The 23132-nt window shown below is 61.1% G+C and carries 27 protein-coding genes; 17 read left to right on the forward strand and 10 right to left on the reverse strand.

From position 1 onward, the window contains the following. Positions 1-448 precede the first annotated feature (448 nt). Both LB533_RS18100 and LB533_RS18105 read right to left on the reverse strand, forming a co-directional pair. Positions 449-871: a BA14K family protein gene (locus LB533_RS18100; RefSeq protein WP_224677867.1), complete on the reverse strand. Its 423-nt coding sequence runs from the start codon at positions 869-871 to the stop codon at positions 449-451. Between the two features lie 26 nt (positions 872-897). Further along, positions 898-1320: an EF-hand domain-containing protein gene (locus tag LB533_RS18105; protein ID WP_140643099.1), complete on the reverse strand. Its 423-nt coding sequence runs from the start codon at positions 1318-1320 to the stop codon at positions 898-900. A gap of 234 nt (positions 1321-1554) precedes the next feature. On the opposite strand from LB533_RS18105, the gene LB533_RS18110 reads away from it, so the two are divergent. From LB533_RS18110 to LB533_RS18150, 10 genes are all read left to right on the forward strand, one after another. Beyond that, positions 1555-1989 carry an EF-hand domain-containing protein gene (locus tag LB533_RS18110; protein WP_140643097.1) on the forward strand — a complete coding sequence of 145 codons (435 nt, stop codon included), beginning with the start codon at positions 1555-1557 and terminating at the stop codon, positions 1987-1989. Positions 1990-2018: 29 nt separating this feature from the next. Continuing rightward, positions 2019-2402 carry a hypothetical protein gene (locus tag LB533_RS18115; protein ID WP_140643095.1) on the forward strand — a complete coding sequence of 128 codons (384 nt, stop codon included), beginning with the start codon at positions 2019-2021 and terminating at the stop codon, positions 2400-2402. Positions 2403-2460: 58 nt separating this feature from the next. Then, positions 2461-3090, forward strand: coding sequence for an RNA polymerase sigma factor (locus LB533_RS18120; protein WP_224557521.1), 630 nt, complete (start codon positions 2461-2463; stop codon positions 3088-3090). After that, the gene (locus tag LB533_RS18125) at positions 3087-3518 is read left to right on the forward strand and encodes a hypothetical protein (protein ID WP_140643093.1); all 432 of its coding nucleotides are present in this window, start codon (positions 3087-3089) and stop codon (positions 3516-3518) included. Before LB533_RS18120 ends, LB533_RS18125 begins: the two co-directional genes overlap by 4 nt. Beyond that, entirely contained in the window at positions 3515-3919 is a 405-nt protein-coding gene (locus tag LB533_RS18130; protein WP_140643091.1) for a periplasmic heavy metal sensor, read from the forward strand. The genes LB533_RS18125 and LB533_RS18130 overlap by 4 nt, the downstream gene beginning before the upstream one ends. After that, the gene (locus LB533_RS18135; RefSeq protein WP_224557518.1) at positions 3916-5139 is read left to right on the forward strand and encodes a hypothetical protein; all 1224 of its coding nucleotides are present in this window, start codon (positions 3916-3918) and stop codon (positions 5137-5139) included. The genes LB533_RS18130 and LB533_RS18135 overlap by 4 nt, the downstream gene beginning before the upstream one ends. Continuing rightward, a complete protein-coding gene (locus tag LB533_RS18140) occupies positions 5132-5869 on the forward strand; it encodes an ATP-binding cassette domain-containing protein (RefSeq protein WP_140643089.1) in 738 nt (245 codons plus the stop codon). The genes LB533_RS18135 and LB533_RS18140 overlap by 8 nt, the downstream gene beginning before the upstream one ends. 250 nt (positions 5870-6119) lie before the next feature. Continuing rightward, on the forward strand, positions 6120-6194 hold the full coding sequence (locus tag LB533_RS30160; RefSeq protein WP_411970897.1) for a hypothetical protein: 75 nt from the start codon (positions 6120-6122) through the stop codon (positions 6192-6194). 17 nt (positions 6195-6211) lie between these two features. Beyond that, complete coding sequence (locus LB533_RS30165) at positions 6212-6526, forward strand: hypothetical protein (RefSeq protein WP_348641710.1); 315 nt, start codon at positions 6212-6214, stop codon at positions 6524-6526. Positions 6527-7313: 787 nt separating this feature from the next. Continuing rightward, positions 7314-8849: an FAD-dependent oxidoreductase gene (locus LB533_RS18150; protein WP_140643289.1), complete on the forward strand. Its 1536-nt coding sequence runs from the start codon at positions 7314-7316 to the stop codon at positions 8847-8849. Positions 8850-9677: 828 nt separating this feature from the next. On the opposite strand, the gene LB533_RS18160 is transcribed toward LB533_RS18150, so the two are convergent. The 3 genes from LB533_RS18160 to LB533_RS18170 all read right to left on the reverse strand — a co-directional run bounded on the left by LB533_RS18160 (position 9678) and on the right by LB533_RS18170 (position 12712). Continuing rightward, complete coding sequence (locus LB533_RS18160) at positions 9678-10298, reverse strand: Tim44/TimA family putative adaptor protein (protein WP_224677868.1); 621 nt, start codon at positions 10296-10298, stop codon at positions 9678-9680. 55 nt (positions 10299-10353) lie between these two features. Further along, positions 10354-11949, reverse strand: coding sequence for a cytochrome c oxidase subunit I (gene ctaD / locus LB533_RS18165; protein WP_224677869.1), 1596 nt, complete (start codon positions 11947-11949; stop codon positions 10354-10356). A 100-nt stretch (positions 11950-12049) separates the two neighbouring features. Continuing rightward, a complete protein-coding gene (locus tag LB533_RS18170) occupies positions 12050-12712 on the reverse strand; it encodes a 5-formyltetrahydrofolate cyclo-ligase (protein WP_140643075.1) in 663 nt (220 codons plus the stop codon). A gap of 125 nt (positions 12713-12837) precedes the next feature. Between LB533_RS18170 and LB533_RS18175 the strand changes: the two genes are divergently transcribed. Together LB533_RS18175 and LB533_RS18180 are read left to right on the forward strand one after the other, a co-directional pair. After that, positions 12838-13683, forward strand: coding sequence for a LysR family transcriptional regulator (locus LB533_RS18175; protein ID WP_140518333.1), 846 nt, complete (start codon positions 12838-12840; stop codon positions 13681-13683). Between the two features lie 65 nt (positions 13684-13748). Then, positions 13749-14294, forward strand: coding sequence for a DUF488 family protein (locus LB533_RS18180; RefSeq protein WP_224677870.1), 546 nt, complete (start codon positions 13749-13751; stop codon positions 14292-14294). On the opposite strand, the gene LB533_RS18185 is transcribed toward LB533_RS18180, so the two are convergent. Together LB533_RS18185 and rnk are read right to left on the reverse strand one after the other, a co-directional pair. After that, positions 14277-14858, reverse strand: coding sequence for a nucleoside-diphosphate kinase (locus tag LB533_RS18185; protein WP_224677871.1), 582 nt, complete (start codon positions 14856-14858; stop codon positions 14277-14279). The two genes, LB533_RS18180 and LB533_RS18185, sit on opposite strands and share 18 nt — an antisense overlap. 160 nt (positions 14859-15018) lie before the next feature. Beyond that, positions 15019-15483, reverse strand: a complete 465-nt coding sequence (gene rnk / locus LB533_RS18190; RefSeq protein ID WP_224677872.1) for a nucleoside diphosphate kinase regulator — start codon at positions 15481-15483, stop codon at positions 15019-15021. 702 nt (positions 15484-16185) lie between these two features. On the opposite strand from rnk, the gene LB533_RS18195 reads away from it, so the two are divergent. The 4 genes from LB533_RS18195 (at position 16186) to LB533_RS18210 (ending at position 18497) form a co-directional block, all read left to right on the forward strand. Further along, the gene (locus LB533_RS18195) at positions 16186-16512 is read left to right on the forward strand and encodes a low affinity iron permease family protein (protein ID WP_224677896.1); all 327 of its coding nucleotides are present in this window, start codon (positions 16186-16188) and stop codon (positions 16510-16512) included. Positions 16513-16605: 93 nt separating this feature from the next. Beyond that, complete coding sequence (locus tag LB533_RS18200; protein ID WP_224677873.1) at positions 16606-17856, forward strand: phospholipase D-like domain-containing protein; 1251 nt, start codon at positions 16606-16608, stop codon at positions 17854-17856. A gap of 166 nt (positions 17857-18022) precedes the next feature. Continuing rightward, a complete protein-coding gene (locus LB533_RS18205) occupies positions 18023-18202 on the forward strand; it encodes a hypothetical protein (protein ID WP_140643065.1) in 180 nt (59 codons plus the stop codon). An 85-nt stretch (positions 18203-18287) separates the two neighbouring features. Next, positions 18288-18497: a hypothetical protein gene (locus LB533_RS18210; protein WP_140643063.1), complete on the forward strand. Its 210-nt coding sequence runs from the start codon at positions 18288-18290 to the stop codon at positions 18495-18497. Positions 18498-18964: 467 nt separating this feature from the next. Here the strand turns inward: LB533_RS18210 and LB533_RS18215 are convergent, their stop codons facing one another. Next, a complete protein-coding gene (locus tag LB533_RS18215) occupies positions 18965-19264 on the reverse strand; it encodes a DUF1236 domain-containing protein (RefSeq protein WP_224677874.1) in 300 nt (99 codons plus the stop codon). Between the two features lie 92 nt (positions 19265-19356). Next, positions 19357-19572, reverse strand: coding sequence for a hypothetical protein (locus tag LB533_RS18220; RefSeq protein WP_181169516.1), 216 nt, complete (start codon positions 19570-19572; stop codon positions 19357-19359). Between the two features lie 617 nt (positions 19573-20189). Between LB533_RS18220 and LB533_RS18225 the strand changes: the two genes are divergently transcribed. Then, entirely contained in the window at positions 20190-22157 is a 1968-nt protein-coding gene (locus LB533_RS18225) for an AI-2E family transporter (protein WP_140643057.1), read from the forward strand. Positions 22158-22439: 282 nt separating this feature from the next. On the opposite strand, the gene LB533_RS18230 is transcribed toward LB533_RS18225, so the two are convergent. Then, complete coding sequence (locus tag LB533_RS18230) at positions 22440-23120, reverse strand: HAD family hydrolase (protein ID WP_140643055.1); 681 nt, start codon at positions 23118-23120, stop codon at positions 22440-22442. Between the last annotated feature and the right edge of the window lie 12 nt (positions 23121-23132).

A 23132-nucleotide genomic window follows, 5' to 3' on the forward strand; every position in this document is an offset into this window, starting at 1 on the left:
TCCGTAGAACAAAACCCGGAAAAGCCCGCACTTTTGCCGGCGGCATGTGGCGTGACGGATGATAGGCGCAAAGCGGAAACTGCTCGTCGACCAGTCCGCCAGGATCGGCGTGAGCGCCCCGCTCTCAAGCCACCCGCCCAGGCCGATGGCAAGGCTCGACAATGCGCGTCGACGTCGGCGACGCGCACCATTGCTGAGATCGCTTCGCCGTCCGGCGGCAAGCGTCCGCCCCTACCGATGACGACGACAGCCCCTTCGCCGAAGCCGAGTTGGGCGCGGTGATTGGCGATCGTCAACCGCAATTCGAATCCGAAGGCCTCGCAAAGCCAACGGCTGGCCGCTTCGACGTCGGGGTAGGAAAGCACGGGTATGACCGCACTGGCTGGCATGGACCGGTTGTGCATCGGCGAGCCTCCTTCCGGCGCCGATGAGGGGCGGGCGCCGGGTTTCAATTATAGGGCGACCGGCATTGCTGCCGAGGACCGCCATAGGGCTGGTAGCTGTTGTCCCAGGCGCGGTAGGAGCGGTAGCGGTCATAGCACCAACGCACATGGGCGGCCGCCAGGCGCGCCGCGGGGGGCGGAGGTGGCGCAACCGTGGCGGCCGCCACGCCGGCCGCGAAGGCGGCGGCCGGGAACCAGTAGCCATTGTAGTAATGGTAGCCGGGCCGCGCCCGCCAGTAGCCTCGATGGCCATTGTAGTAGTAGGCGCCGCCGACGACGTAGAAGCCCTGCCGGTACCAGACCGGCGTCGCCTGGCTGGTCACGGCCACCGGGGCCGCCGGCGTGGCAAGCGGCATGGCATCGGCCGGCGAGGCAAGGGTCGCAGTGCTGAGCATCACGCCGCACAAAGCAGGGATCATTCTCTTCATCGATTGTCTCCTCTGGTCTGGTGTGGTCACTGGCGCCGCAACGCCCGCAACTCGGTGATCGACAATGCTTTGTCGCCGTCGGTGTCCGCCTGCAGCAGCCGGTCGGGGATGGCGGCCGTGAATTCGTCGCGCGAGATTTTGCCGTCGCCGTTGCGGTCCATGCGGCTTGCTTCGACCTGCAGGCCGGTGAACCGTGCGGCCTGGACGTCGCGTCTCGACTTGACCTTTTCCATTGCCGCCTGCACCTCGCCAGGATCGAGCACGCCATTGTGGTTGGCATCTAGCCGGTCGAACATCCGCGCTCGCGCGGCCTGGATTTCGCTGAACTCGAGCTTCCGGTCGCCATTGGTGTCGATGCGCCGGAACGCCTCCCTGGCCCCTTGTTCGGCTGCGAATGCGCTGCAGCCGCACAGAAGCAGCCCCGCAAGGGCGGTCAAGATCTTGGTCATCTGGGTCTCCATTGTAGTCGACAGCCCGCCGCGGACCGTCCCTGCAGCATCTCTTACGCGGGAGTTCGACGGCTCCTACGCGCCGGCCCCGAATTTTTTCGGGAGCTCGATGCGCGGGACTGACGCTGTGGCGGCCAACGAAAAAAATCCGGCCGACGGCGTAGGAGCACGGACCGGGCTGCGTATTGGCCGATAGTCGCTCCCTCGCGACGTCACAATCGAAAGGAACCATCCATGAAACGCTCAGCGATCCTTGCGGGCCTGTTTCTAGGCCTCACGCCGATCTGCGCCGCCACGGCCAAGGACATGCCCGGCCAACGCATCCTCCAGCGCCTCGACATCAACGGCGACGGTGCGATCTCGAAGGCCGAAATACTCGCCGCCCGCGAACGCATCTTCAAAAGGCTCGACCGCAACGGCGACGGCGTCATCGACGAGAAGGAGATCGAAATCGCCAGGCAAGCCATCGAGGATCGCGCCGAGGCGGCCGAGGCCCGCCTCGGCAATCGTTTGCGGCGCTTGGACAGGAATGGCGATGGCGAGGTCACCGGGAACGAGTTTCAGGCGAGCACGCCGCTCTTCGATCTCGCCGACCGCAACGGCGACGGCAGGCTCTCGGCCGACGAGATTGCAACCATTCGCAACGTCGTCTCCGCTCACGCCAACTGACCGATGCGCGATCTGAAAGGAAAAATGACATGATTTCCAAAGCCAAATTCGCACTGCTAAGCCTCTGCGCAACGGTGGTCTGGTCGGCCGCTTCCCCTGCCTCGGCGGAGGACTGGACACGCAAGACCGCTCAGGGCGGCGAGTTGAGCCGCAGCGTCAGCCGGGACGGCAACATCTATACCGGCTCGACGACGCGAACCGGACCGAACGGCGGCACTTACACGTCCGGTTCCAGCTGCAAGGCCGGCGTTGTTGACCGCTGCTCCAGGAGCTATTCTGCCACGGGGCCGAACGGCAAGACCGTTTCGGGCCAACGCTATTCCGCGGCCGGGCCGTTTCGCGGCCGCTCGGTCGGCAGCTTCACAGGCCCGAACGGCAACACGGTTCACGGCTTTCGCCGCTGGCGCCGCTGACATCTGGTGAGGGACTTGACGTCGGAATTCGCTTTTCTGCCGAACCGGACCGTCGCGGATGTCGTCCTCGCCGTCGATGCTTCGTCAACCGGTGCCGGCCGCCGTGCCGGGTGAAGCATCCTGCGGCGACGACGAGCTTTTGGCCCACATCGCCGCGGGCAACCAGGCGGCTTTGGCCGAGTTCATGGCACGCCACGGCCGTGGGCTGCGGTCTTTCGCCACGCGTTATCTCGGCTACGCCGCCGACGCCGAGGACGTGGTGCAGGAGGTGTTCGTGACCGTCTGGAAGCAGGCCCCTCGATTCGACCCCGGCAGGGGACGTGCCTCGACGTGGCTCTACCGGATCGCGGCCAACCGCTGCATCGACCAGCGCCGGCGCCGTGCGTTGCGCAATTTCTTCGGCCTGGAGGACATCGGCGAGGAGCCCGCGGCGCCGGAAGCAAATGCCGAGACCGTGACGGCGGCCAGGCAGGAACTGGCGATCGTGCGCGATGGCCTGTGCCGCCTGCCGGAGCGTCAGCGGATGGCGCTGCTTCTAAGGACCGTCGCCGAGATTGACATCGGCGGCATAGCCGACGTGATGGGCACCAGCACGGGTTCGGTCGAGCAGTTGCTCGTGCGAGGGCGCCGTACGCTCAGGGATCTTTTGGCAGATGCGGCCCCGGGTCGCGAAAGGAAGTCCTCATGACACGCGAGGAATTCGAGAAGAACCGGCGCCGTTTCGGCGACGATATCGACGCCTGGCCAGCGCCCTTGAGAGGGCCTGCCCTGGCGTTCATGGCGCTTGACGGCGATGCCGGCGCGCTCCACAGGCTGGTGCGGCAGGCAGCGCTGGTCGATGGAGACGATCGCGCCCTGGCGCGCGAGGTGATGGCACGGATCCAGCGCGGCGCGGCGCGGCCGTTCCGGCTGCCGCGCTTCCTTGTTACGCCGGCGGGCCTCGCCGCTTGCACCGCAGCCGTCCTCGTCGCCGCGACGCTCGCCGGCTACCAGGTGGCGCGCCTTCAGGACCAGCCGCAGGATTCCGAACTTCTGGCGCTCGCCGCGGGCGCCGGGCTTGCAGATGATGGAGGCTCGGCGATCGCGGCCGATCCGGGCGAGGGGAATCCGCTATGACCAGGCGCTGTTGGATATGGGCGACCGTGCTGGTTGTGCTCGCGCTGTCGCTTGCCCTCAACTTCTTCTTGATTGGCTATGCCGCGCATGGCCTGCGCCAGGCGGCCGTTGCGCGCGGCTTGCTCGCGGAGGTCGCTGGCGCCTACTCGCCAGAGGTGCGCAAGACATTCCGCACGGTCATGCGCGACAACCGTGCGCGCACGTTCGAAGCGCTGCGGCAGCTGCGCGCGGCGCGCGCCGACCTGACGGCGATCGAAAAGGCGCAACCCTTCGACGAGGCGGCGGTCAGGCAGGCGATGGCCGCGGTGCGCGCCGCCACGACCAATCTTCAGGCAACGGTGCAGGATTATCTGCTTGCCGCCATGAAGAACGTCAATGCAAAGCCGGCCGGCGGCGGATGAGCCGTCGCCGCACTCGCGGCACAATTGCGGTGACCTATTTCAACATCGAAAAACATGATGACGGTCCAATGCGGAACGACGGGCTTGTCCTGATATTGCTCTGGCGAGAGCTGGTCGCCGGCCTGCGCGCGATGCGGCGCCACGATCTTCTCTGGATTGGGTTTGGCGGCGGTGGGCTGCTGGCCTATGCGGTCGCCGATATCGTGATCGCGCTGCGCGCGGCCGCGCCAAAACTCCGCCACGACGAGCTTCTGTGGACTCTCGGCCTGCCACTTGCCTTGGCGGTGCTCGGGATGCTCGCCGGCAACGCGGTGTCTGAGCTCTGCCTTCAACGCGCCTTCGCGCCCTTCCTCAAAGCGCTGCCGTTTGCCCCCGGGCAGCGCCGCCGCATAGCGGGCGAGGCAATGTTCGCGCTTGCGGCGCCGCTTGGCGTTCTGGTTGCCGTTTTGATTGGAAGCGCCTGCATCGTCATTGGAAAGCAGTTGGCGCTTGCCTGGGGCCTGGGCGCTGCGATCCTGTTTTCCATCAGCTTCGGCGCGGCAGCGCTTTGGCGCCTGCGACGGCCACGTCTTCTCCTCGAAGAGGCGGGAAGCGAGACGGCGCCGATTGGAAGGCCCTGGCTGCGCGGCCTCGACCAGGCCCGTCCGCGCTGGCTGTCAAGTTGGGCCTGGAAGCTGCCGGGCGGCAATATACGGCCGTCTTGGAAGCTGGTGACCGCCGGCCTGCTGCCTGCGCTCGCGGCCATCGTCGGCGCATCGGCAAGCCTGGCCGGCGGCACGGCCAAGCCAGCGGCGGCCGCGGGCCTGGCCGGCGGCATTCTTGTCTTCATGCTTAGCCTGCATTGCCAGCCGCTCGGGTCGCCGGTGCTACGCACGGCGCCCATCGGCTTTACCCGCGTCTGGTTGCGGCTGATGCGATTGCCGCTGCAATTGTCGCTCGCCTTCTTCCTGTTGCCGGCCGGCGCGGCGCTTGCGGCCGAGCCGTCGGCTTGGCCGGTGCCGGTCGCAAGCGGCCTCTGGCTGCTGGTGCTGAATGGCGCCTATGCGGTGTTCGGGGCCTATTTCCTAAACGCGCCCTTCGTCGCCATGCTGAGTTTCGCCGGCGCGCTCACCTATAGCAGCTACGAGACGCTAGAATATGGCCGCACCGTGCTGATCGGCCTGGCCGCGCTGGTGTTCTTCCTGTGGCACCGAACCCGACAGAGGTATCGCAATGGATGAAGTCCTCGCCGTCAATGAGCTCAGCGCCGGCTATCGCGGGCGCATGATCGTTCGCGGCATCGATCTTTCGCTCCGCCGGGGCGACATAATCGGCCTGCTTGGCGCCAATGGCTCCGGCAAATCGACGCTTATCAGGGCGATCACTGGCCAGATCCCGTTGCTCGGCGGTAGGGTGGCGATCGATGGTATCGGGCTTGCCGGCGCGCCGGAGCGCGCCAAAGCTGGCTTCGGCCTTGCTATCGAGCCGCATGAATTGCCGGCGCCGCTTTCAGGGCGCCAATATATGGATCTCGTCGCTTCGATCCGCGGCTGCGCGCCGGACGACCTGCCCTGCGGCGACCTTCTGGAGCGGCTGGATCTCAGACGCTGCATCGACCTACCGATCGCCGAATACTCGCTTGGCACGCGAGCCAAGTTCGCGATTCTCGCCGCCCTTCTCGGCAGGCCGCCACTTCTGATCTTCGACGAGACGCTGAACGGCCTCGATCCATGCGCCGCCTGGGAGGTGAAACGTGTGATCACCGCGCTCTGCGCGAGCGGGCGGCATGCCGCCATCGTCTCGACCCATGTGGTGGAGGCCGTCCCGACGCTCTGCAACCGCGCCGTTCTGATGGCCGACGGAAGCCTGAGCCGTAGCTGGGACGCGACCCAGCTGGTCGAAGGGGGCAGGGTGCCTGGGGCCTTTGAGGAAAGCGTCATGCAGGCGCTGCGTACGCGGGCCGACGCCTGATGTCGCAGACCGAACCGCTCCGCCCCACTGTGAATGTTTCTGAACCAAAGCCGCCTGGGCAGCATGGTGACGATCGAGCTTGGCGGCGCCCGCCGCCTGCGGGTCGAGAGTGACATCGGACAGTGAGGCGCTCGGCAGAGTCCTGGATGTGCTGGAGCGACGATGATCCCGGTCCCGCGCGATGCGAAGGTGTCGCTGACCACTGGTTATACATACGGACATGCGCCAGGGCTTCCCCGGCCTCGCATTGATGGTGCATGAGACCTTGAAGTGGCATCCGCACAGCGGCCACTTGTTCTCTTTCCGCGGGCGGCAGGGTGCTTGATCAAAAGGTGATCTGGCATGACGGGTGATTGCCTGTTCACGAAGAAGCTTGAGCTCGGCCGCTTCATCTGGCCCTCGGCCGCCGACGGCACTGTGGTGATGACGCCCGCACAACTCGGCTATTTGCAGGGCAGCGACTTGCGAATGCCGCAAAAAGCCTGGCATCCAAGCTCGGCTGCAGGATCGTGCTGCCCCCGGACCGCCCACGCTACTTTTTCGCGGGCGGACGACGGGCCGATTGCAGGCGGTCTTCCCAATGCTGATTGGGTCGATTGCAGGGCAGCGATGCAGCGCTCCAGCCGTTCAAGTCGCGACTTGCAGGAATGGATGTGAAAGCCGGTCTCGATGAGCCTTCTTCGCTTCGAGGCGCCTCTTTCGGCAACTAGGTCCGTTTCGAGCTGGGCGATCTGTTCCCTGAGTCGTTGGGCGTCAGCAAGCCGCTGTTGCCGGATCCAGTCTCGACTGCGCATTCTCTACGTCCTCCGAATGCTCTAGTCAAAAGCCTCGGAGTCGCTGCGGCTGCTGTAGCGAAGTTCGATTTGGGCAGTTCGGAGTCTCGCAATGTTCCGTCACCTTAATCACGTGTTTGTGGCTCGTGCCCAGCGAACCGCACTCCATACCCGCGTCCCAATATGCGTCCGCATCCGTAATGGGCAACCCTTTGAGCGCGTTTTTTTGGTGCTTCGGTCTGGCCGAAGTTCGAGGTGCGCTCGCAGGAAGCACGGCTATCAATGGCGGAGAAGATGATCGTGGCCGGACGCGGGGGCAGGGCGTCTCATTCTGTCTCGACGGGGTGGCCGACCGGCTCGCAAAAAACCGTCAAACAAGGGCCTGCGGGGTTGATTGTTCCAACAGCGCTTAGGCTTGTGCGCAGTGGAATCGCGGAGGGAAGCCATCATGAAAACTGCACTCAAATACCGATTAAATTCGTTTGCATGATGAGCGCCAGAGCGGGAGACTGCGGTCTGAAGCCACTCAGACCAGTGCGTGACGCAGTCGGAATGTTGGCGCAGATAATGCTGAGAATCTGAAGGCGCACTAGCCAGGCAGAAGGTATCCTGAAGCAGTGTGCCGCTTCGCCGCACGAGTGGTTTTGACCCGGATCGCCAAGGAGGCGAATATGGCTGAAGCTGATACTAAATTAAACGGACCGGATCTGGTCCAGGGGATCGCGCTGTCCGACCTTCCCGATGGCGGAAAGCTTGTCGGCCATTGTGGCGACGAGCAGGTGTTGCTGGTGCGCCGCGGGGCCGAGATATTCGCCATCGGCGCGACATGCACACATTATAGCGGACCGCTCGGTGACGGTCTTGTGGTGGCGGATACCATTCGGTGCCCGTGGCATCATGCTTGCTTCGATTTGCGCACAGGCGAAGCCTTGCGAGCGCCTGCCTTCAATCCACTCGCTTGCTGGGCGGTGAAACAGCGCGATGGGCGGATATTCGTGGGCGAGAAACTCAAACGGACCGCGCCGAAGCCGCGCGGCGCAAGCGCTGGCCGGGCCCCCGAGAGAATCGTCATCGTCGGCGGCGGCGCGGCCGGTTTCGCGGCGGCCGAAATGCTGCGGCGAGAGCAGTACCAGGGCAGCATCGTCATGATCAGCGACGACCATGCGCCGCCCGTCGACCGGCCGAATCTCTCCAAGGACTACCTCGCAGGGAAGGCCCCGGAGGATTGGATCCCGCTGCGCGGCGAGAAATTCTATTCAAAAAACAGTATCGACCTGCGTCTTAATATGAAGGTCGTCGATATCGACCTGCGTTTTCGGGAGGTCATTCTGGCTGATGGAACCAGGATTCCTTACGATAGGATGCTACTTGCCACGGGGGCCGAACCAGTGCGCCTCTCCACCCCCGGCGCGGATCAGCCACACGTTCACACGCTGCGCTCGTTTGCAGATTGCAAGGCGATCATCGAGCGAGCCACGACTGCGCGCCGCGCCATCGTGCTTGGCGCCAGTTTCATTGGCTTGGAAGTTGCCGCAGCGCTGCGCGCGCGCAATATCGAAGTTCATGTCGTGGCGCCGGATAAACGACCCATGGAACGGGTCCTCGGTCCCCAAATGGGTGACTTCATCCGCGCACTCCATGAGGAGAAGGGCGTCGTCTTCCATCTTGAGAACACGCCGACCAGCATCGATGGCAGGAAGGTGAAACTTAGCAGCGGCGATACGTTGGCGGCGGATTTCGTCGTCGTCGGCATCGGCGTGCGGCCGCGGACCGGGCTTGCCGAAAAGGCGGGCCTCACTCTTGACCGCGGCATCGTCGTGAATGCCTTTCTGGAGACGAGCGCACCGGACATATTCGCGGCCGGCGACATTGCGCGGTGGCCGGATCATCACACTGGCGAGAACATTCGGGTCGAGCATTGGGTGGTTGCAGAGAGGCAGGGGCAAACCGCGGCCCTGAACATGCTCGGGCATCGCGAGAAATTCGCGGCCGTGCCGTTCTTCTGGAGCCAGCACTATGACGTTCCCATCAACTATGTCGGCCATGCCGGGCAATGGGACGAGATTGCTGTCGATGGAGACATCGGTGCCAGGGACTGCCTGCTGCGCTTCAAGCGCGAAGGGCGCACGCTGGCTGTCGCTTCGATCTTCCGTGACATCGAAAGTCTAGGGGCGGAGATGGAAATGGAGCGCCAAATGGCAAGTTAGCAAGCGCTCTTGGGCACCGCGATCCATAGAGAGCGCAACCCGTATGGCGCAGCGGTGCGTCGCTGTGACTGAAAGGAGTTCGACCAATGTCCACAATGCAACAGGAACCGAGCACCACCAGCGGATTGGACGCGGTTCAGCATCATTCAAAGATCGTCAAGTTCGCTACAGGTGTGGCCAGGGAAGCGTCCGATGAGGCGCCGACCTCGGTCGAAATTTTTTCGGACAGGGGCCGCTGGTACTGCAGGGTCCGTCGCGGCGATGAAAAGACTCGGCCAATGGGTCCCTATTCCAAACAACAGGCTGAGCGGATCCAGGAGGCTCGGAGACTGTTGATTGCCAAAAGAGGCACCGCTCGGATCATGTTCGAGTAGGGAGGACATTCACGATCACGCCGGCCGGCGTACTTCTCACAATAACTTCGTCCATCATCGACTTTTTTGAAACTGTGCAGGTAGACCTCCGGCTTTGGGGGTTGTCGCGTTGTGAAGCCGCGTTGCGCGGCAGGGTGTCTGTGGACGTTTTCCTCTTGGCCAAGCCGGCATCGTCACAGCGTCCGCTGATGTGGCCGATGCGATGCATGCGGATCTGACCATATCCGGCGCCTACGGCCACAGCAGGTTCAGGGAGTGGATCTTTGGTGGTGCTACCCGCTCGCGGCTTGAGAATGATCACTGACCGGTCATGCCGATTTGATCGTGATACACAAGTCGTGGATGCACATTGTCAAAAGCTGAAAATTCCGCGCGGCTCGAGCGCTCCGGGTTGACCGCCCATCTATAGTGACAAGGCTGTCAGGCAGGCATCGGATGAGCATTCATTCACTCGTTACTCGCCTTCCGTGGCGATCAACATCCAATTGCGCTTTGTTGACGGGGTGTCGCAGGAGAACGTCCACGTATCGATCACCTCAACGATCTGCTGGGGATCGCCGGCGACGATCGCATCGTTGGCCGAGCGTGTAACACTGACCACGCCGGAAACGAAGCGAACGGCAATCTCAGCGGTGCTGTTCTCCGCAAGAGCGTCGACGACCTTTGCTTCCTTCGTGCCGATGAAGGTGAGTTGCAGCATCTCCCCCCGATCCCGGCGGCCGGCAATCGCTCGTTCGAAGATATCGAGCACTTCCGGCCCGACGAGGCGCTTCAACGTTGGGATGTCGCTGTCGGCATACGCGCGCAGGATAGCTTCATAAGCCATCTTGGCGCCGGTCAGAAACGCGGCAAGGTCGAAAGTTGGGTCGATCTCTCGGATCGCATCCAAGCCTGTGTCCGCGTAGGATATGTCGTCGATACTGCCGGTTCGCTGCTCTGTCGGCGCATCGTCCCGCTTGGCCGTGTCGTTGTCTGAGCGCGGCAGAGTTTGGCCCCAGCTGCCCAGCAATGCCCAATAAAACGCTATGATCGCCACGAGCAGGATCTGGTTGTTTGGATCTGTGGTTTCGTTCATGACGTTCTCCCGACAGAATGTCGAAACAGGCGCCGGTTCGGAACCGGAGCGAACACTAGGCAATGCGCGGCAGCTTCTCCCATTGATGGAAGGGCGGCGGCGATGGCAGCTGCCATTCCAGCGTCGTCGCCCCTTCGCCCCAAGGATTGGCGCTAGCCTGGCGTCTGCGGCTGAAGGCCTCCGCAACCGCGATGAAGAAGACGACAAGCCCGGCCGTTGAGATATAGGAACCGATCGACGAGACGAAATTCCAGCCGGCAAAAGCATCGGGATAGTCGGCGTAACGTCGCGGCATGCCAGCCACGCCCAGAAAATGCTGAGGGAAAAAGACGAGGTTGACGCCGATGAACATCAGCCAGAAATGCAGCTTGCCGAGCGTTTCGCTGTACATATAGCCGGTCATCTTCGGGAACCAGTAGTAGAAGCCGGCGAAGATCGCGAAGACCGCCCCCAAAGACAGCACATAGTGGAAGTGAGCGATCACGAAATAAGTGTCGTGGTACACGCGGTCGATACCGGGGTTCGCAACCATGATGCCAGTGACGCCACCAATGGTGAACAGCAGGACGAAACCGAGAGCCCACATCATGGGTGTCTTGAACTCTATCGATCCTTCCCACATGGTCGCCAGCCACGAAAACACCTTCACGCCGGTTGGAACGGCGATGACCATCGAGGCGAAGGCGAAGTAGCGCTGCGTGTCGACCGACAGGCCGGTCGTATACATATGATGTGCCCAGACGACAAAGCCGATCGCGCCGATTGCCACCATTGCATAGGCCATGCCGAGATAGCCGAAGATCGGCTTCTTGGCGAAGGTCGAGATGACGTGGCTGATGATGCCGAAGCCGGGCAGGATCATGATGTAGACTTCGGGATGGCCGAAGAACCAGAACAGATGCTGGTAGAGGATCGGATCGCCGCCGCCGGATGGCGAAAAGAAGGTCGTCCCGAAGTTGCGATCGGTCAACAGCATGGTGACCGCGCCGGCGAGCACCGGCAGCGACATGAGAAGCATGAAGGCTGTGACCAGCATCGACCAGGCGAAGAGAGGCATCTTGTGCATGGTCATGCCGGGTGCGCGCATGTTGAAGATGGTGGTGATGAAGTTGATCGCGCCGAGGATCGAGGAGGCCCCCGAAAGGTGGATGGACAGAATAACGAGGTCGACGGCGGGACCTGGCTGGCCATCCGTCGAATAAGGCGGATAGAGCGTCCAGCCGCCGCCATGGCCGAGTGTACCAGGCGCTCCCGGAACGAACATCGAGGTGATGAAGAGGACGAATGACACCACCAGCAGCCAGAACGAGATGTTGTTCAAGCGGGGGAAAGCCATGTCGGGTGCGCCAATCATGATCGGCACCATCCAGTTGCCGAAGCCACCAATCAGCGCCGGCATGAGCACGAAAAAGATCATGACCAGCCCATGGGCGCTGACGACGACATTGTAGACGCCCGGATCGCCAAATATCTGCAAATCCGGTTCCTGCAACTCCATGCGGATCAACACGGAAAGCGCCGTACCGAAGACGCCTGCCATGATCGAGAACAGCAGGTAAAGCGTCCCGATATCCTTGTGATTGGTCGAGAACAGCCATCGGACGAGAAACCGGGGCTTGTGATCATCCAAGATCGTGGCTGGATTGGACATGATATGCTTCCTGCTCTTCACTGCCGGCAGGCAGACGGACTCAACGATGGACGGCACCTGCGATCCGCCATCACACGGGGCCAGGTCTTGCCTGCGCTCTTCATTCATCCGTGACGATCGCATCCATCGGAATGTCGTGCGGCTGCGGATAGATGGTTCGGATCCTGCTGCGGGCGTAACCGACGCCGACGACGAGAGGCCGCCTGGGCGCCGCGGCCAGGGTCCGGTCGAAGAAGCCGCCGCCATAACCCAGGCGATAATTAGCCTCGTCGAAACCGACAACGGGCGCGATGACCACATCCGGTTGGACGGCAGGTCCATGAGAGGGGACAAGAATATTCCAGACTCCGCGTTCGAGCGGGTCTCCCGGCCGCCAGATGCGAAACTCCAGCGGCCAGCCTTTCTTGATGACGACTGGAAGCGCAATCCGCCCGCCGCGCTCGATCACGTTTATCGCCCAGTTGCGGAGATCGGGCTCACCGCGGAATGGCCAATAGCCGCTGACGATCCGCCCGCTCACCCGACCGACAGCTAGGTCGAGAACGGAAGCGATGCGTAAAGACCTCGCATTGCGTTCCTCGGCGTCAATGGCGAGACGCTCATCGATTAGACGCTTGCGTTCCGCCTTGCGCCATCGGCAGACATCGGGCCATGCGTCCTGAACGGCCGGCTCAGTGCCGTACCCGGGGACCAGCTCATGCATGAAGCATGGCGGAGAGGCGTATTCTCTCGTCTCCGGGTAAACATCCTCCTGATCAGACATTGCACGCTCCATATCCGTTGCAGCGGAGACCCGCCTGCCTGGACGTTGCGCTGCGTAAAACAGGAAGGCAAACGGAATTAAATGCTGTATTGATGCAAGATTATTGCACTAATCCGGGAACCAGCATGGACATCGACCGCGCGCGCACGTTTTTGGAAATCGTCCATTCCGGCAGCTTTCTGAGAGCTGCCGACCGACTCCACGTCACCCAGACCACTGTCAGCGCGCGGATACGCACGCTGGAGGAAGAGCTCGGACGTCAGCTCTTTGTCCGCAACCGCAATGGTGCGCAGTTGACGCAGGCGGGCCGGGAGTTCGAGCGGTTCGCGCAATCATTCGTGCAAATCTGGGAACGAGCACGCCACCAGCTCGCCATCCCATCGGGACGGACAAGCGTCGTTGCCCTGGGCGGAGAGCTCAGTCTGTGGAACCCGCTGCTGCTCGATTGGCTGGTCTGGATGAAGAAGGCCAGGCCGGAAATCGCCATCCAAGCCCAGGTCGGCGTGCCGGACCAGCTCCTCGAGCAGCTCAGGACTGGCGTTCTGGATATCGCGGTCCTCTATGCGCCGAAGCTGCTGCCGGGTTTCAGGGTAGAGCTTCTCGTGGAGGAGCAGCTCGTCCTGGTTCGGAGCACGGACAGAGACTCGGAGTTGGACGCCTCAAGGGACTATGTCTATGTCGATTGGGGGCCGCTGTTTGCGGCCCAGCATGGTGCCAGTTCCTCTGCCTTCGGTGAGCCGGGATTGATGGTCGGCCTTGGTCCGCTTGGGCTGAGCTACATTCTGCGCGCCGGCGGAATGGGCTATTTCCGGAGGGGCGCGGCAGCGCCCCATATCGAAGCCGGGCAGCTGGAGGTCGTGGAGGGCGCGCCGGAATTCACCTATCCGGCCTATGCAGTCTATCCGGATGCAAGCGCGTCGCGAACCGACGTACAGGAGGCGCTACGTGGACTGAAGCAGGTGGTGAAATGATAGCGTTCTTCCAACTCACTGATCATGCGGCCGGAAAGAAATCCATCGCCATGGATTGATCGAATATGCCTTATCCGTTCCACACCATCGGTCACTCGACCCGGTCGATCGCCGAATTCGTCGCCCTGTTGCGGGGTTGCGCGATTACCCTGGTGGTCGACATAAGGACCATCCGGCGATCGCGGACTAACCCGCAATTCAACGGCGAAACGCTGCCGGACAGCCTTGCGGATTTCGCGATCGGATATGAGCATATTGCCGAGCTTGGCGGCCTGCGCGGCAAGGCGCACGACATTCCACCGACGCTCAACGCATTCTGGCTCAACCAGAGTTTTCACAACTACGCCGACTACGCGCTGTCAGCGGAGTTTCATGGCGGTGTGGAGCGGCTTGTGTCACTTGGCAGGCAGCAGCGGTGCGCCATCATGTGCTCGGAAACGCTTTGGTGGCGTTGCCACAGAAGAATCGTCGCGGACTATCTGATCAGTCGTGGCGAGTCCGTTTTTCATCTGATGAGCCATGACAAGGTCGAGCCGGCGAAGCTCACCGACGGTGTGGAGGCAAGGCTCGACGGAACGCTTGTCTACCCGCCTTCACGGCGTTTTGGATAGTCGAGGCTCAGGCGGCCGACGGCCCGGGTCATCGAACCCGTCGTTGAATGCGCCATGACCCTTTTCCGCTTTGGGTTGTGCCTCGTCAGAGTGATGGACGACGCGCAAAACCGGTCCATTCGGTCGCCACGGGTCCGGCGCTGCACCCCCCGTCAGCTTCAATCTCTCCCGCCTTGCCGCTTCCGGCTGGTAGACCACTTCATGCACAGTCAGCGTTTCATGGCCGCCCTGCGCGGTCGGAATGGACATGGACTGACCTTCGGCCAGACCAAGCAGCGCCAGGCCGCGCGGGTTGGTGATCGGCAAAAGCATGCCAACCAGGCCGCGCATCTCGTCATGTGCGACGATGCGGGTCTCGGCAGCGCCGTCGTTTACACGATAGGTCACTCGGGTGCTGAGCGTCACGACCGTTGGCGGGATGTCTTCTCGAAACATCACAATTGCGCTCGAAATCTTCCGTTGAAGGACAACGGACAAGGCATCGCCGCGGGGATGGCGCTCCTGCATCACTTCAAGAATCGTGTAGTCCTTTGTGGTCAGTCGGCAGCTATCGATAGTGGGCATGGTGCGTCTCCAAGACGGACCCGTGAAAGGATCCGGCGTCAAGCATTTGATCGGATATGGAAGCTACCCCTGTGCCGGACCAGGACAGGCCGGCGCAGGGGTCACACTCCCGCGATCAGGCTGCCTGCGTGATTGAGAAGACGGATGGAAACGACCATGTCTACGCGTCTGCCGGGATCGCCGAAGACGCCGGTGCGCGCCGATCGACTGCATCGCCTTCCGCAGCGGGTTGGCCTACGGCAAGCACCGACAGTTCGTGCCGGCGCCCATCGCGCGCGGTCCACATGATCGACTGTCCGGCCGAGAGGCCGATCAGGGCCGTGCCGATCGGCGTGAGGACCGAAACCTTGCCTTCGGCGATATCCGCGTCGCCAGGAAAAACCAGCGTGACTGTTTTGGCATTGCCGGTATCGGGCTTGAATGTCACCGTCGAACCCATCTGGACGGTGCCGGCGGAGACCCAACCATCGGCGACGATACGTGCCCGCTCGAGTTCGGCGAGCAGTTCATCGGAGGCCTCCGGATTGCGCGTGGCCACGGTGCTCGCAACCGCCGACAGACGCGCATGGTCTGACTGTGAGATGCGGATGTTCGGCTTGCGCCGGGTTTTCGTTTTGTCTTGCATTTGAATACTCGTGCTTCCGCTCGGACCAGCCGCCCACGGAGGATGCCGGAATCGAGCCAATTCGCGAAAATCTTGATGGAACGCCGATGCTCCGGAGGCTTGAGGCCTGCGGAACCATCCCATGTGGGTAAACGCACCGCCCCTCGGCTCGGGGTGCGCATGGCAGCCGAGCCGGGGGCTACATTCCCGCTATGGGGCAAACCCGGAAAAGAAAATCGCGACGAATTCTGACTGCGGCGTTCATAGGATCATAGTTGGTGAAGCAATCTGGGAAGTCAAGTCAGCCACCTCGGCGGGTACGGCCCGTATACCGTCGGTAGCCTTTACCTGAACCTCATTGGGTTCGCCCTGCACCATGGCCCCGCCTTCTTGGAACAGTATGCAAAGCCTGCTTAGCCCGGACTAACTACATGGGCAATGGACCAGACAATCGCTGATCAGGTCAGGAAGGAGGACGATGGGGGGCCACGTTTCCTGATTGAACGGAGCAAGCAGAACCAGTGGTTTTGTACCGCGCCAAGCCTCCCAACGGAGAACCCTCCGTCGGTCGCCATTGACGAGCACCTCCGGCCCCAATCGAAGCCGTCTATCTACGCTGCTTGGAATGGAACATTCGCTACCACCACTGCTTGGCGCTCCGCCGGCATGCGTTGCAGAGCTTGGCACGACGGGAACCTGCGTTGCAGTCGAAAGTTCTTGATGATGGCAAATCGCCCGATCACGAGCGTGCTCACCTCAATTGGCACGTTGACCTCGCGGCCGGCAGCATTCCTGGTGCTGCTGGCTTACGCGGCCCTTTGGCTATTTCTCGACAGGGAGAGTTTGAACTGGCACGGCGCGGCGACCCTATTCACCTGGGCCATGACACTGTTCATTCAACGCGCAGAGCATCGCGACACGCAGGCTATCCATGCCAAGCTGGACGAGATGTTGCGAACGAATAGCTCGGCATCAAACATCACCAGAATCGATGATGAAGAACCAGAGGAAATCGAAAAGCATCGCAATCGTGAGCAGCAGGGCGATTGAGATGTACCATTCGTCCTCGTGGCGCCACGGGCGGGCGCGCACACAGTGAGGTTTGGCCTGAACCTGCGAAGGCTGCTTAGGAGCCTCAAATACGTGGCCGTTGCCGTTATCGCCAGCCTGATCACGTTGCTCAGCATAAACTTGGCACCAGAGCCACGCATCTTGCGAACGCTTGTCCCGCACCGTTTCGACGCGTCGGATCCCGAATTTGTAAGGAGCATGAGCAGTTATTCGCAAGGACAGCTGTTCGATTCAAACTCGGTACAAACCCTTGTCAACGGAGATGAGATCTTTCCTTCAATGCTGCAGGCGATCCATGCGGCTCGCTCTACAATCGATTTCGAGACCTATATCTATTGGTCGGGCGTCGTCGGTTATGAATTCGCGACCGCCTTGGCCGCCAAAGCCCGAGACGGTGTCGAAGTCCGTGTGCTCGTTGACTGGGTCGGCAGCCTGCCGTTCGATGAAGACCTGATCGAGATCATGACAAGCGCCGGCGTGCGGTTTCAGCGCTATAGACCTATCCATTGGTATACGTTGGATCGTATAAACAACCGAACCCATCGCAAGCTGCTCATCGTTGACGGACTGGTCGCGTTCACCGGCGGCGTCGGTATTGCCGACAACTGGCTTGGGAACGCCCGCAACCCAGATGAGTGGCGCGACACGCACTACCAAGTCAAAGGACCCGCAGTGTCTGCCTTCCAGGCGGCATTTGCGGAAAACTGGTTGGAAACGGCGGGGGAGACATTGCAGGGTCAGAAGTTCTATCCACCCTCCGAACCTGCGGGGGCGCTTAGAGTTCAGTTGATCTTATCCTCACAGCCAAATGGCTCGGGGAACATGGAACTGATGATGCTGGCCGCGGTAGCCGCCGCCAAGGAGCATCTTCGCATCGGAATGGCCTATTTCGTGCCCGACGATATTGCCCTGCAGCAGATATTGGACGCCAGGAAGCGAGGGGTAGAAGTCGATGTAATCGTGCCCAATTGGCTGACGGATGTGCCCCTGGTCCGAAAGGGCTCGCGGTACTTCTGGGGCGACCTGCTCAAAGCTGGGGTCCGGATCTTCGAGTTCCAGCCAACGATGTATCATCCCAAACTCCTAATCATTGACGACGTCTGGACGAGCTTTGGCTCTGCCAACCTGGACGAGCGCTCTTTGCGCCTGAACGATGAAGCCACGCTAAACGTCTACGGCCAGGATTTTGCCAAAACGCAGATCGACCTGTTCAACCAGGATCTTGCGCGATCCAGGCAGATCAGTTTGAGCGAATGGGAAGCGCGTCCCCTGACCGAAAAAGTAACGGACTGGCTGGCCAGCCGGTTACACTCGCAACTTTAGAACCCTCTTGGTGGGCAAGTGCCCGCAAACGGGTATCCGCGCCTGTCATCGTCCTTCGCTGGCCGGCTCCCTCAAGCCCGTCCCTGCTTCTCAGTGGCGGCCTTTTTTCTTGTCCGAGAAACGAAGGGCCAGTTGGCTAGTTTGGATGCGAAGGAGGATCGATCCGATGCAAAAGGATAGCGATGGGCACAAGAGGGAGAATCAGCAATTGCTCGCCCGACGGCTCGCAAACGAGGTCGGCATTCCCGAAGAGGATGCACTGGATCTGATCAAGCTCATCGGGACAGACTGGAACTCGCTGCTGCGCGAAGCCCTGTTTCTAAAAAACCAGCGCCGGCCATTTTGATGTCGGCCAGGATCGCGGCCCGTGAGCCCTTGCGCGACCGGAGGTCCTGCTGCATGTTTTCGCGGTTGAACTCCTGGAGAAAATCATGCCAATTCAACGAAAGGCGGCCGAGGCCGGTATTTTCGATGAATCCGAGTTGGCACTGCTTGGGCGGGTTTTCGACGAGCTTAAGCTACACAACCCATCGCCTGATGAGCGCGACTCGATTGCCTCCCGGATCATTGCAAATTACATGGCAGGTGTGGTCGACGAGGCCGAGTTGATTTCGCTATCGAAGCAGCCGCTGGGCCGTTAACCAAAGTCATGGAAACTTACCGCCTGCCCCATTTTTGCGTTTAAGCGCGTCTCTCCCGCATTTCGCCTACGTCTTTTTTCGGCCAAAGCGATGACGCCGCCCGAGCTTGGGAACATGCAGACCCGGCTCCCTTTGCTGTTTCAGCGTTCGATGCCGATGTCCTCCGCGCAGCGTTCAGAGATTTGGTCCTGGGAACGAACGTGCCCGAGTATCAATGACGCGATCTGGCTCCCGAATACGCCGGTGCGATCAGGTCGAAGTTGGCTTGCTGGATTGGATCACCAGGAAGTAAGTACCTGTGCCAAGTCGAGTTGAGCGAGTTTCTAGAGATCGACCAGGCGCGCCACGAGGGTTTTCGACCGTCTCGGCTTCAGGAGTTCACGATTTCATTTGTCCGGTTGAATGGCGATTTGACATACACAACCCGCCGCCAAGGTGGCGCCGGGTTGTAGGTTTCGTTCGAGGATTCAGTCGTAGGCCTTGACGATCTTGCGGGTGCTCGGGTCCACCAAAACCGTGCGGTTGTCGACCACCACATATTGGTATTTGACATTCGGAACTTCACGAAGCTCGACCGTGTCCGGCAGAGCCGTGCCGACATTCAGCTCAAGTCCGAGAAGGTTCACGGAAGCCAGCGGTTGCTTCTTCACGTATTCGCGCACGACGGTGTCCTGTTCCGGTGTGATGACAACATCCTGTGCCGCAACTGCGCCGCCGCCGGCCAAAAGCAATAGCGCCGCTGCGGTGCTGGTAAGGTGTATCCTCATGGTTTTTCTCCTGTTGTTCCGGCGACAGCACAAATCTTCTGCGCGCCAGCCACCTGAACACGTCGGCAGGCCCAACGTTCCTCTAGCGGGCTTCAGTCTGAACCCTGACCAGACCAAAGGCCGATCACAAAACGCAATGGTCTTACCTCTTGAGACTGGGCGGAACGGCTTAGGGCCAGGGTAGTTGCTTCCCCAAATTCGGAAGAAAGCAGATGGATAAAAGCATTGGCCAAGCGCGTTGGTTGCTCGCGCCAATTTTCGCGATAGCCGTCGGATTTTTGGTGATGGGCATATTCCTTGGCTGACATGTCGGCACAGCTGCGTTCCCTTCCTGTGCTGATAGGACCCGCAAGTCGCCTCGGTGGCTGGCGGGTCCTCTATTTTCAGTCTGTTTGATGAGCAAAAGACAATGACACCGATCCAGGGAACGACGGGGAGTGGCAACGCAAACCAACCGCCAAATGACCACGATGATCATGCGCCTGGGCTACTGAGCGCTGTTTCTTTGATGAATGAGGAAAACATTGCCGCCCTCGTAAGGCGGACCGAGCGCGTGGCTATTTTGGTGATTCTGGGGATGGGGGGATGGTTGATGTTAGTCCCCGCCATTTACCATGTACTGAGCCACGGAATATGAACGAACAACTACGCCAGCATATGATCGCGCGTCGCTACTGATGTCCCAGTCGCGATAGGCTCTTCGCGCCAGTTCGCGCAGGGCCTGCGAGGGACGCCGCGGATGTTCCGATGATCCACACCTTTGGGCTACATGCCCTGAAAAAGTTCGAGATCATCACACATGCGGTGTAGCGAACCAGGTCATTGGCCAGAAGCTGAGGAGGTGCCAGTATATGGACTAGCGCACGCTTTGCGCGGTTAGGCCATGGTCGTCCTCTAGATCGCGAGATTGCAGATAGGTCCCATCATGCCCCCTGCTTTCATGACATCGAAGTTGGCAACCGTCGTGGCGATGATTGCTACCGTCGCCATCCTTTACGTCGCCAAGGAGGTCCTGCTGCCATTGGCAATAGCGGTCCTTCTCACATTTGCATTGGCGCCGATTGTTTCTTTGCTCCGAAAGTTGAAGCTGCCGCGAATGATCGCTGTGCTTGGCGCGGTTGCATCGGCCTTCGTCCTCGTGTCGCTGTTCAGCCTGATCGTTGCCACGCAGGTGAGCCAGGTCGCGCAGGACATTCCGACATACCAATCCAACATCCTCGAGAAGATTCGGACCTTGAAAGAGACGGGATCCGAAGACGGCCTTATCAGCCGGCTCGGCAAGGTATTCGAACGCGTCAACACTGAAATAAACAAATCCCAACCCAACGGGCAAGCAGATGTGGAGCAAACCACGAAGCAGCAGGATCCGCTTCTGGTTCAGATATTCTCGCCCCAGCGTCCGATAGAGACGCTGAGGAACATCATCGAGCCGCTGATCGGACCACTCGCCACGACCGGCCTTGTCATCATCGTGGTGATTTTCATGCTGCTCGAGCGCGAAGAATTGCGGGATCGATTCATTCGCCTTGTGGGCTACAGCGATCTCCATCGCACGACCCAGGCATTGCAGGATGCAGGCAGTCGCGTTGGACAATATCTGCTCATGCAATTGGTCGTGAACATCGTCTACGGCGTCCCCCTTGCAATAGGTCTTTGGTTTCTTGGCATTCCCAATGCCCTGCTATGGGGCATGTTGGCCGTTGTCTTGCGGTTCGTACCCTTTATCGGTCCGGTTATCGCGGCGGTGATACCTTTGTTTCTTGCCTTCGCAGTGGCTCCCGGCTGGAGCTTACTGGTATGGACTGGCGCTCTCTTCATCTTGGCAGAGCTTGTAATCAGCAACGTCGTCGAGCCATGGCTTTACGGCTCGCACACGGGCCTCTCGCCGCTGGCGATCATCGTAGCCGCCGTTTTCTGGGCCTGGCTATGGGGCCCGGTCGGCTTGGTGCTGTCGACGCCGTTGACCGTCTGCCTTGTCGTGCTTGGACGGCACGTGCCCCAGTTCGAATTCCTGCAGATCCTGTTTGGCGATGAGCCGGTACTTGACCCGAAGGAGCGTCTGTACCAGCGGCTTCTTGCTGACGATATCGACGAAGCCACCGACAACGCGGAAGAAATGCTCGAGGAGAAATACCTGATCGAGTTCCACAGCACGGTGGCAATTCCGGCGTTGCTGCTTGGTGAACAGGACCGGGCCCGGGGCGCCCTGACGGCAACTCAGTTGGCGAACCTTGCCGAAAACGCCCGCACCCTGGTGGCCAACCTCAACGAGATCGCCGCGGAGGAAGAAGAAGAGGAAGAAGACGAGCACGCGGAAAAAGAAGGCGCGAGCGCAGATCCGGGCGAAGAGGATGAGGATCAAGCCGAGTTTGCGCCTGATCTCCCGGATGGTGCTGGGAAGTCAGTGCTGTGTATCGGCGGGCGCGGAGACCTCGACGATGTGGCCGCTGCGATGCTCGCACAGGTCATTTCGATCGAGGGTGCGGATTGCGTGGCCGCGAGCCACCGTGACCTCCTCCCCGCGCGGATCCGGAAACTTCCGCTTGAAGCTCGCGACGCAGTCGTCGTGGGCTTCCTCAACCGCGATTCATTCAAACACGCGGTGTTCGTCGTGAGGCGCTTGAGGCGACTCGCACCGCGTGCACGCATCGGAATCGCGCTCTGGCACGATACCCATGACAAGCCCAGGGAGGATGCGGCGGGCCTCGCCGAGCAATTGGAAGCGGACTTTGTTGCTTTCAACGTGGTCGACTGCGTGACGGGTGCGCTTTCAAACGAAGAACCGCGTCAAGTGAAAAAGAGAAAGCAGAGAAATCTAAGGCGGCCTCGCGTTCGTCAGGGCGTGGCGGCGACGGTGCAATTGGACGATTCGTTGGCTCAGCCGGTGCGGTGATCGTCAACGGCACGGCCTCTTTTGGACCAACTTCGGCTACCTGGCAATGATCGTGTGAGCGGTACCTCTGGCACCGGCAGGTAGTTTCGAAAGTTCGCTGGCAAGCGCGTATCCACAGCGAACATCCGGGTGTTTGCTCTCCGTTCGACCTTAGCGCAAGATTCTGAACAGCTCTTGTTCCGGCCCATCTGTTACATTCGACGACGCGGCGCTTTCGACGGTGTTCGAGCAGGAAGGGCGGTGCCAGATTATCTGCTGCCCGGCTTTCGCTGGGCCTGAAATCTAAACGGAGACGGGCGCGATCAGCTCCAGAGAAACGAGTTCGCGCGCGACTTCGTCCCAGTCGGCGCAGATGGTCCGGGCGCCGGCCAAGCGCAGTTTCTCGGCATGCCCCGGATAGGTGTGGCCGCCACCGATGAAGCCGATCGCCGTCATGCCGGCGGCGATTGCGCCCTGCACGCCGAAGGGCGAGTCCTCGATAACCGCACAGCGCTTCGGCTCGATGCTCATCCGATCCGCGGCGAACAGGAAGATGTCGGGGGCGGGCTTCCCGCGCGCGACCATTGACGATGAGAATATGTTCTCGCCGAAGAATTTCGCGAGCCCCGTGACCGAAAGGCTGTGATGTATCCGCTCCAGCGAGGAGGATGAGGCGACGCAGCGGGAATTGGACAGCCGTTCAAGGAAGGGCTTCAGGCCCGCCATCGGCTGCAGACTTTCGGTGAAGAGCGCTTTCACCTCGTCCCACAAATCCGTGGTCTGATGCTCCTCAAGACGATGGCCGGTCGTGAGCCTGATGCGCTCCAGGATATCGGTCTGCTTCATGCCGACGCATTGCAGGACCGCCTGCGGGTCGAGTTCCATGCCGTGTTTCGAATAGACCCGCCGGTAGGCAAGCGCCGCCAGCGGTTCGCTGTCGACCAGCACGCCGTCGCAGTCAAATATGATCAATCCGTCTTGCATGCTCGCTCCGGT

The sequence above is a fragment of the Mesorhizobium sp. BR1-1-13 genome, assembly GCF_020165515.1.
GTDB lineage: Bacteria > Pseudomonadota > Alphaproteobacteria > Rhizobiales > Rhizobiaceae > Mesorhizobium.

What these genes read in the sequence shown, in the direction of transcription:
- LB533_RS18230 (WP_140643055.1), bottom strand. Translation starts at nt 23,120, where the DNA reads ATGCAAGACGGATTGATCATATTTGACTGCGACGGCGTGCTGGTCGAC.
- ctaD (WP_224677869.1), bottom strand. Translation starts at nt 11,949, where the DNA reads ATGTCCAATCCAGCCACGATCTTGGATGATCACAAGCCCCGGTTTCTC.
- LB533_RS18100 (WP_224677867.1), bottom strand. Translation starts at nt 871, where the DNA reads ATGAAGAGAATGATCCCTGCTTTGTGCGGCGTGATGCTCAGCACTGCG.
- LB533_RS18125 (WP_140643093.1), top strand. Translation starts at nt 3,087, where the DNA reads ATGACACGCGAGGAATTCGAGAAGAACCGGCGCCGTTTCGGCGACGAT.
- rnk (WP_224677872.1), bottom strand. Translation starts at nt 15,483, where the DNA reads ATGCAAGACAAAACGAAAACCCGGCGCAAGCCGAACATCCGCATCTCA.
- LB533_RS18170 (WP_140643075.1), bottom strand. Translation starts at nt 12,712, where the DNA reads ATGTCTGATCAGGAGGATGTTTACCCGGAGACGAGAGAATACGCCTCT.
- LB533_RS18225 (WP_140643057.1), top strand. Translation starts at nt 20,190, where the DNA reads ATGCCCCCTGCTTTCATGACATCGAAGTTGGCAACCGTCGTGGCGATG.
- LB533_RS18205 (WP_140643065.1), top strand. Translation starts at nt 18,023, where the DNA reads ATGCAAAAGGATAGCGATGGGCACAAGAGGGAGAATCAGCAATTGCTC.
- LB533_RS18130 (WP_140643091.1), top strand. Translation starts at nt 3,515, where the DNA reads ATGACCAGGCGCTGTTGGATATGGGCGACCGTGCTGGTTGTGCTCGCG.
- LB533_RS18180 (WP_224677870.1), top strand. Translation starts at nt 13,749, where the DNA reads ATGCCTTATCCGTTCCACACCATCGGTCACTCGACCCGGTCGATCGCC.
- LB533_RS18110 (WP_140643097.1), top strand. Translation starts at nt 1,555, where the DNA reads ATGAAACGCTCAGCGATCCTTGCGGGCCTGTTTCTAGGCCTCACGCCG.
- LB533_RS30165 (WP_348641710.1), top strand. Translation starts at nt 6,212, where the DNA reads ATGACGGGTGATTGCCTGTTCACGAAGAAGCTTGAGCTCGGCCGCTTC.
- LB533_RS18220 (WP_181169516.1), bottom strand. Translation starts at nt 19,572, where the DNA reads ATGTCAGCCAAGGAATATGCCCATCACCAAAAATCCGACGGCTATCGC.
- LB533_RS18115 (WP_140643095.1), top strand. Translation starts at nt 2,019, where the DNA reads ATGATTTCCAAAGCCAAATTCGCACTGCTAAGCCTCTGCGCAACGGTG.
- LB533_RS18210 (WP_140643063.1), top strand. Translation starts at nt 18,288, where the DNA reads ATGCCAATTCAACGAAAGGCGGCCGAGGCCGGTATTTTCGATGAATCC.
- LB533_RS18215 (WP_224677874.1), bottom strand. Translation starts at nt 19,264, where the DNA reads ATGAGGATACACCTTACCAGCACCGCAGCGGCGCTATTGCTTTTGGCC.
- LB533_RS18105 (WP_140643099.1), bottom strand. Translation starts at nt 1,320, where the DNA reads ATGACCAAGATCTTGACCGCCCTTGCGGGGCTGCTTCTGTGCGGCTGC.
- LB533_RS18175 (WP_140518333.1), top strand. Translation starts at nt 12,838, where the DNA reads ATGGACATCGACCGCGCGCGCACGTTTTTGGAAATCGTCCATTCCGGC.
- LB533_RS18160 (WP_224677868.1), bottom strand. Translation starts at nt 10,298, where the DNA reads ATGAACGAAACCACAGATCCAAACAACCAGATCCTGCTCGTGGCGATC.
- LB533_RS18185 (WP_224677871.1), bottom strand. Translation starts at nt 14,858, where the DNA reads ATGCCCACTATCGATAGCTGCCGACTGACCACAAAGGACTACACGATT.
- LB533_RS18140 (WP_140643089.1), top strand. Translation starts at nt 5,132, where the DNA reads ATGGATGAAGTCCTCGCCGTCAATGAGCTCAGCGCCGGCTATCGCGGG.
- LB533_RS18120 (WP_224557521.1), top strand. Translation starts at nt 2,461, where the DNA reads ATGTCGTCCTCGCCGTCGATGCTTCGTCAACCGGTGCCGGCCGCCGTG.
- LB533_RS18150 (WP_140643289.1), top strand. Translation starts at nt 7,314, where the DNA reads ATGGCTGAAGCTGATACTAAATTAAACGGACCGGATCTGGTCCAGGGG.
- LB533_RS18135 (WP_224557518.1), top strand. Translation starts at nt 3,916, where the DNA reads ATGAGCCGTCGCCGCACTCGCGGCACAATTGCGGTGACCTATTTCAAC.
- LB533_RS18195 (WP_224677896.1), top strand. Translation starts at nt 16,186, where the DNA reads ATGGCAAATCGCCCGATCACGAGCGTGCTCACCTCAATTGGCACGTTG.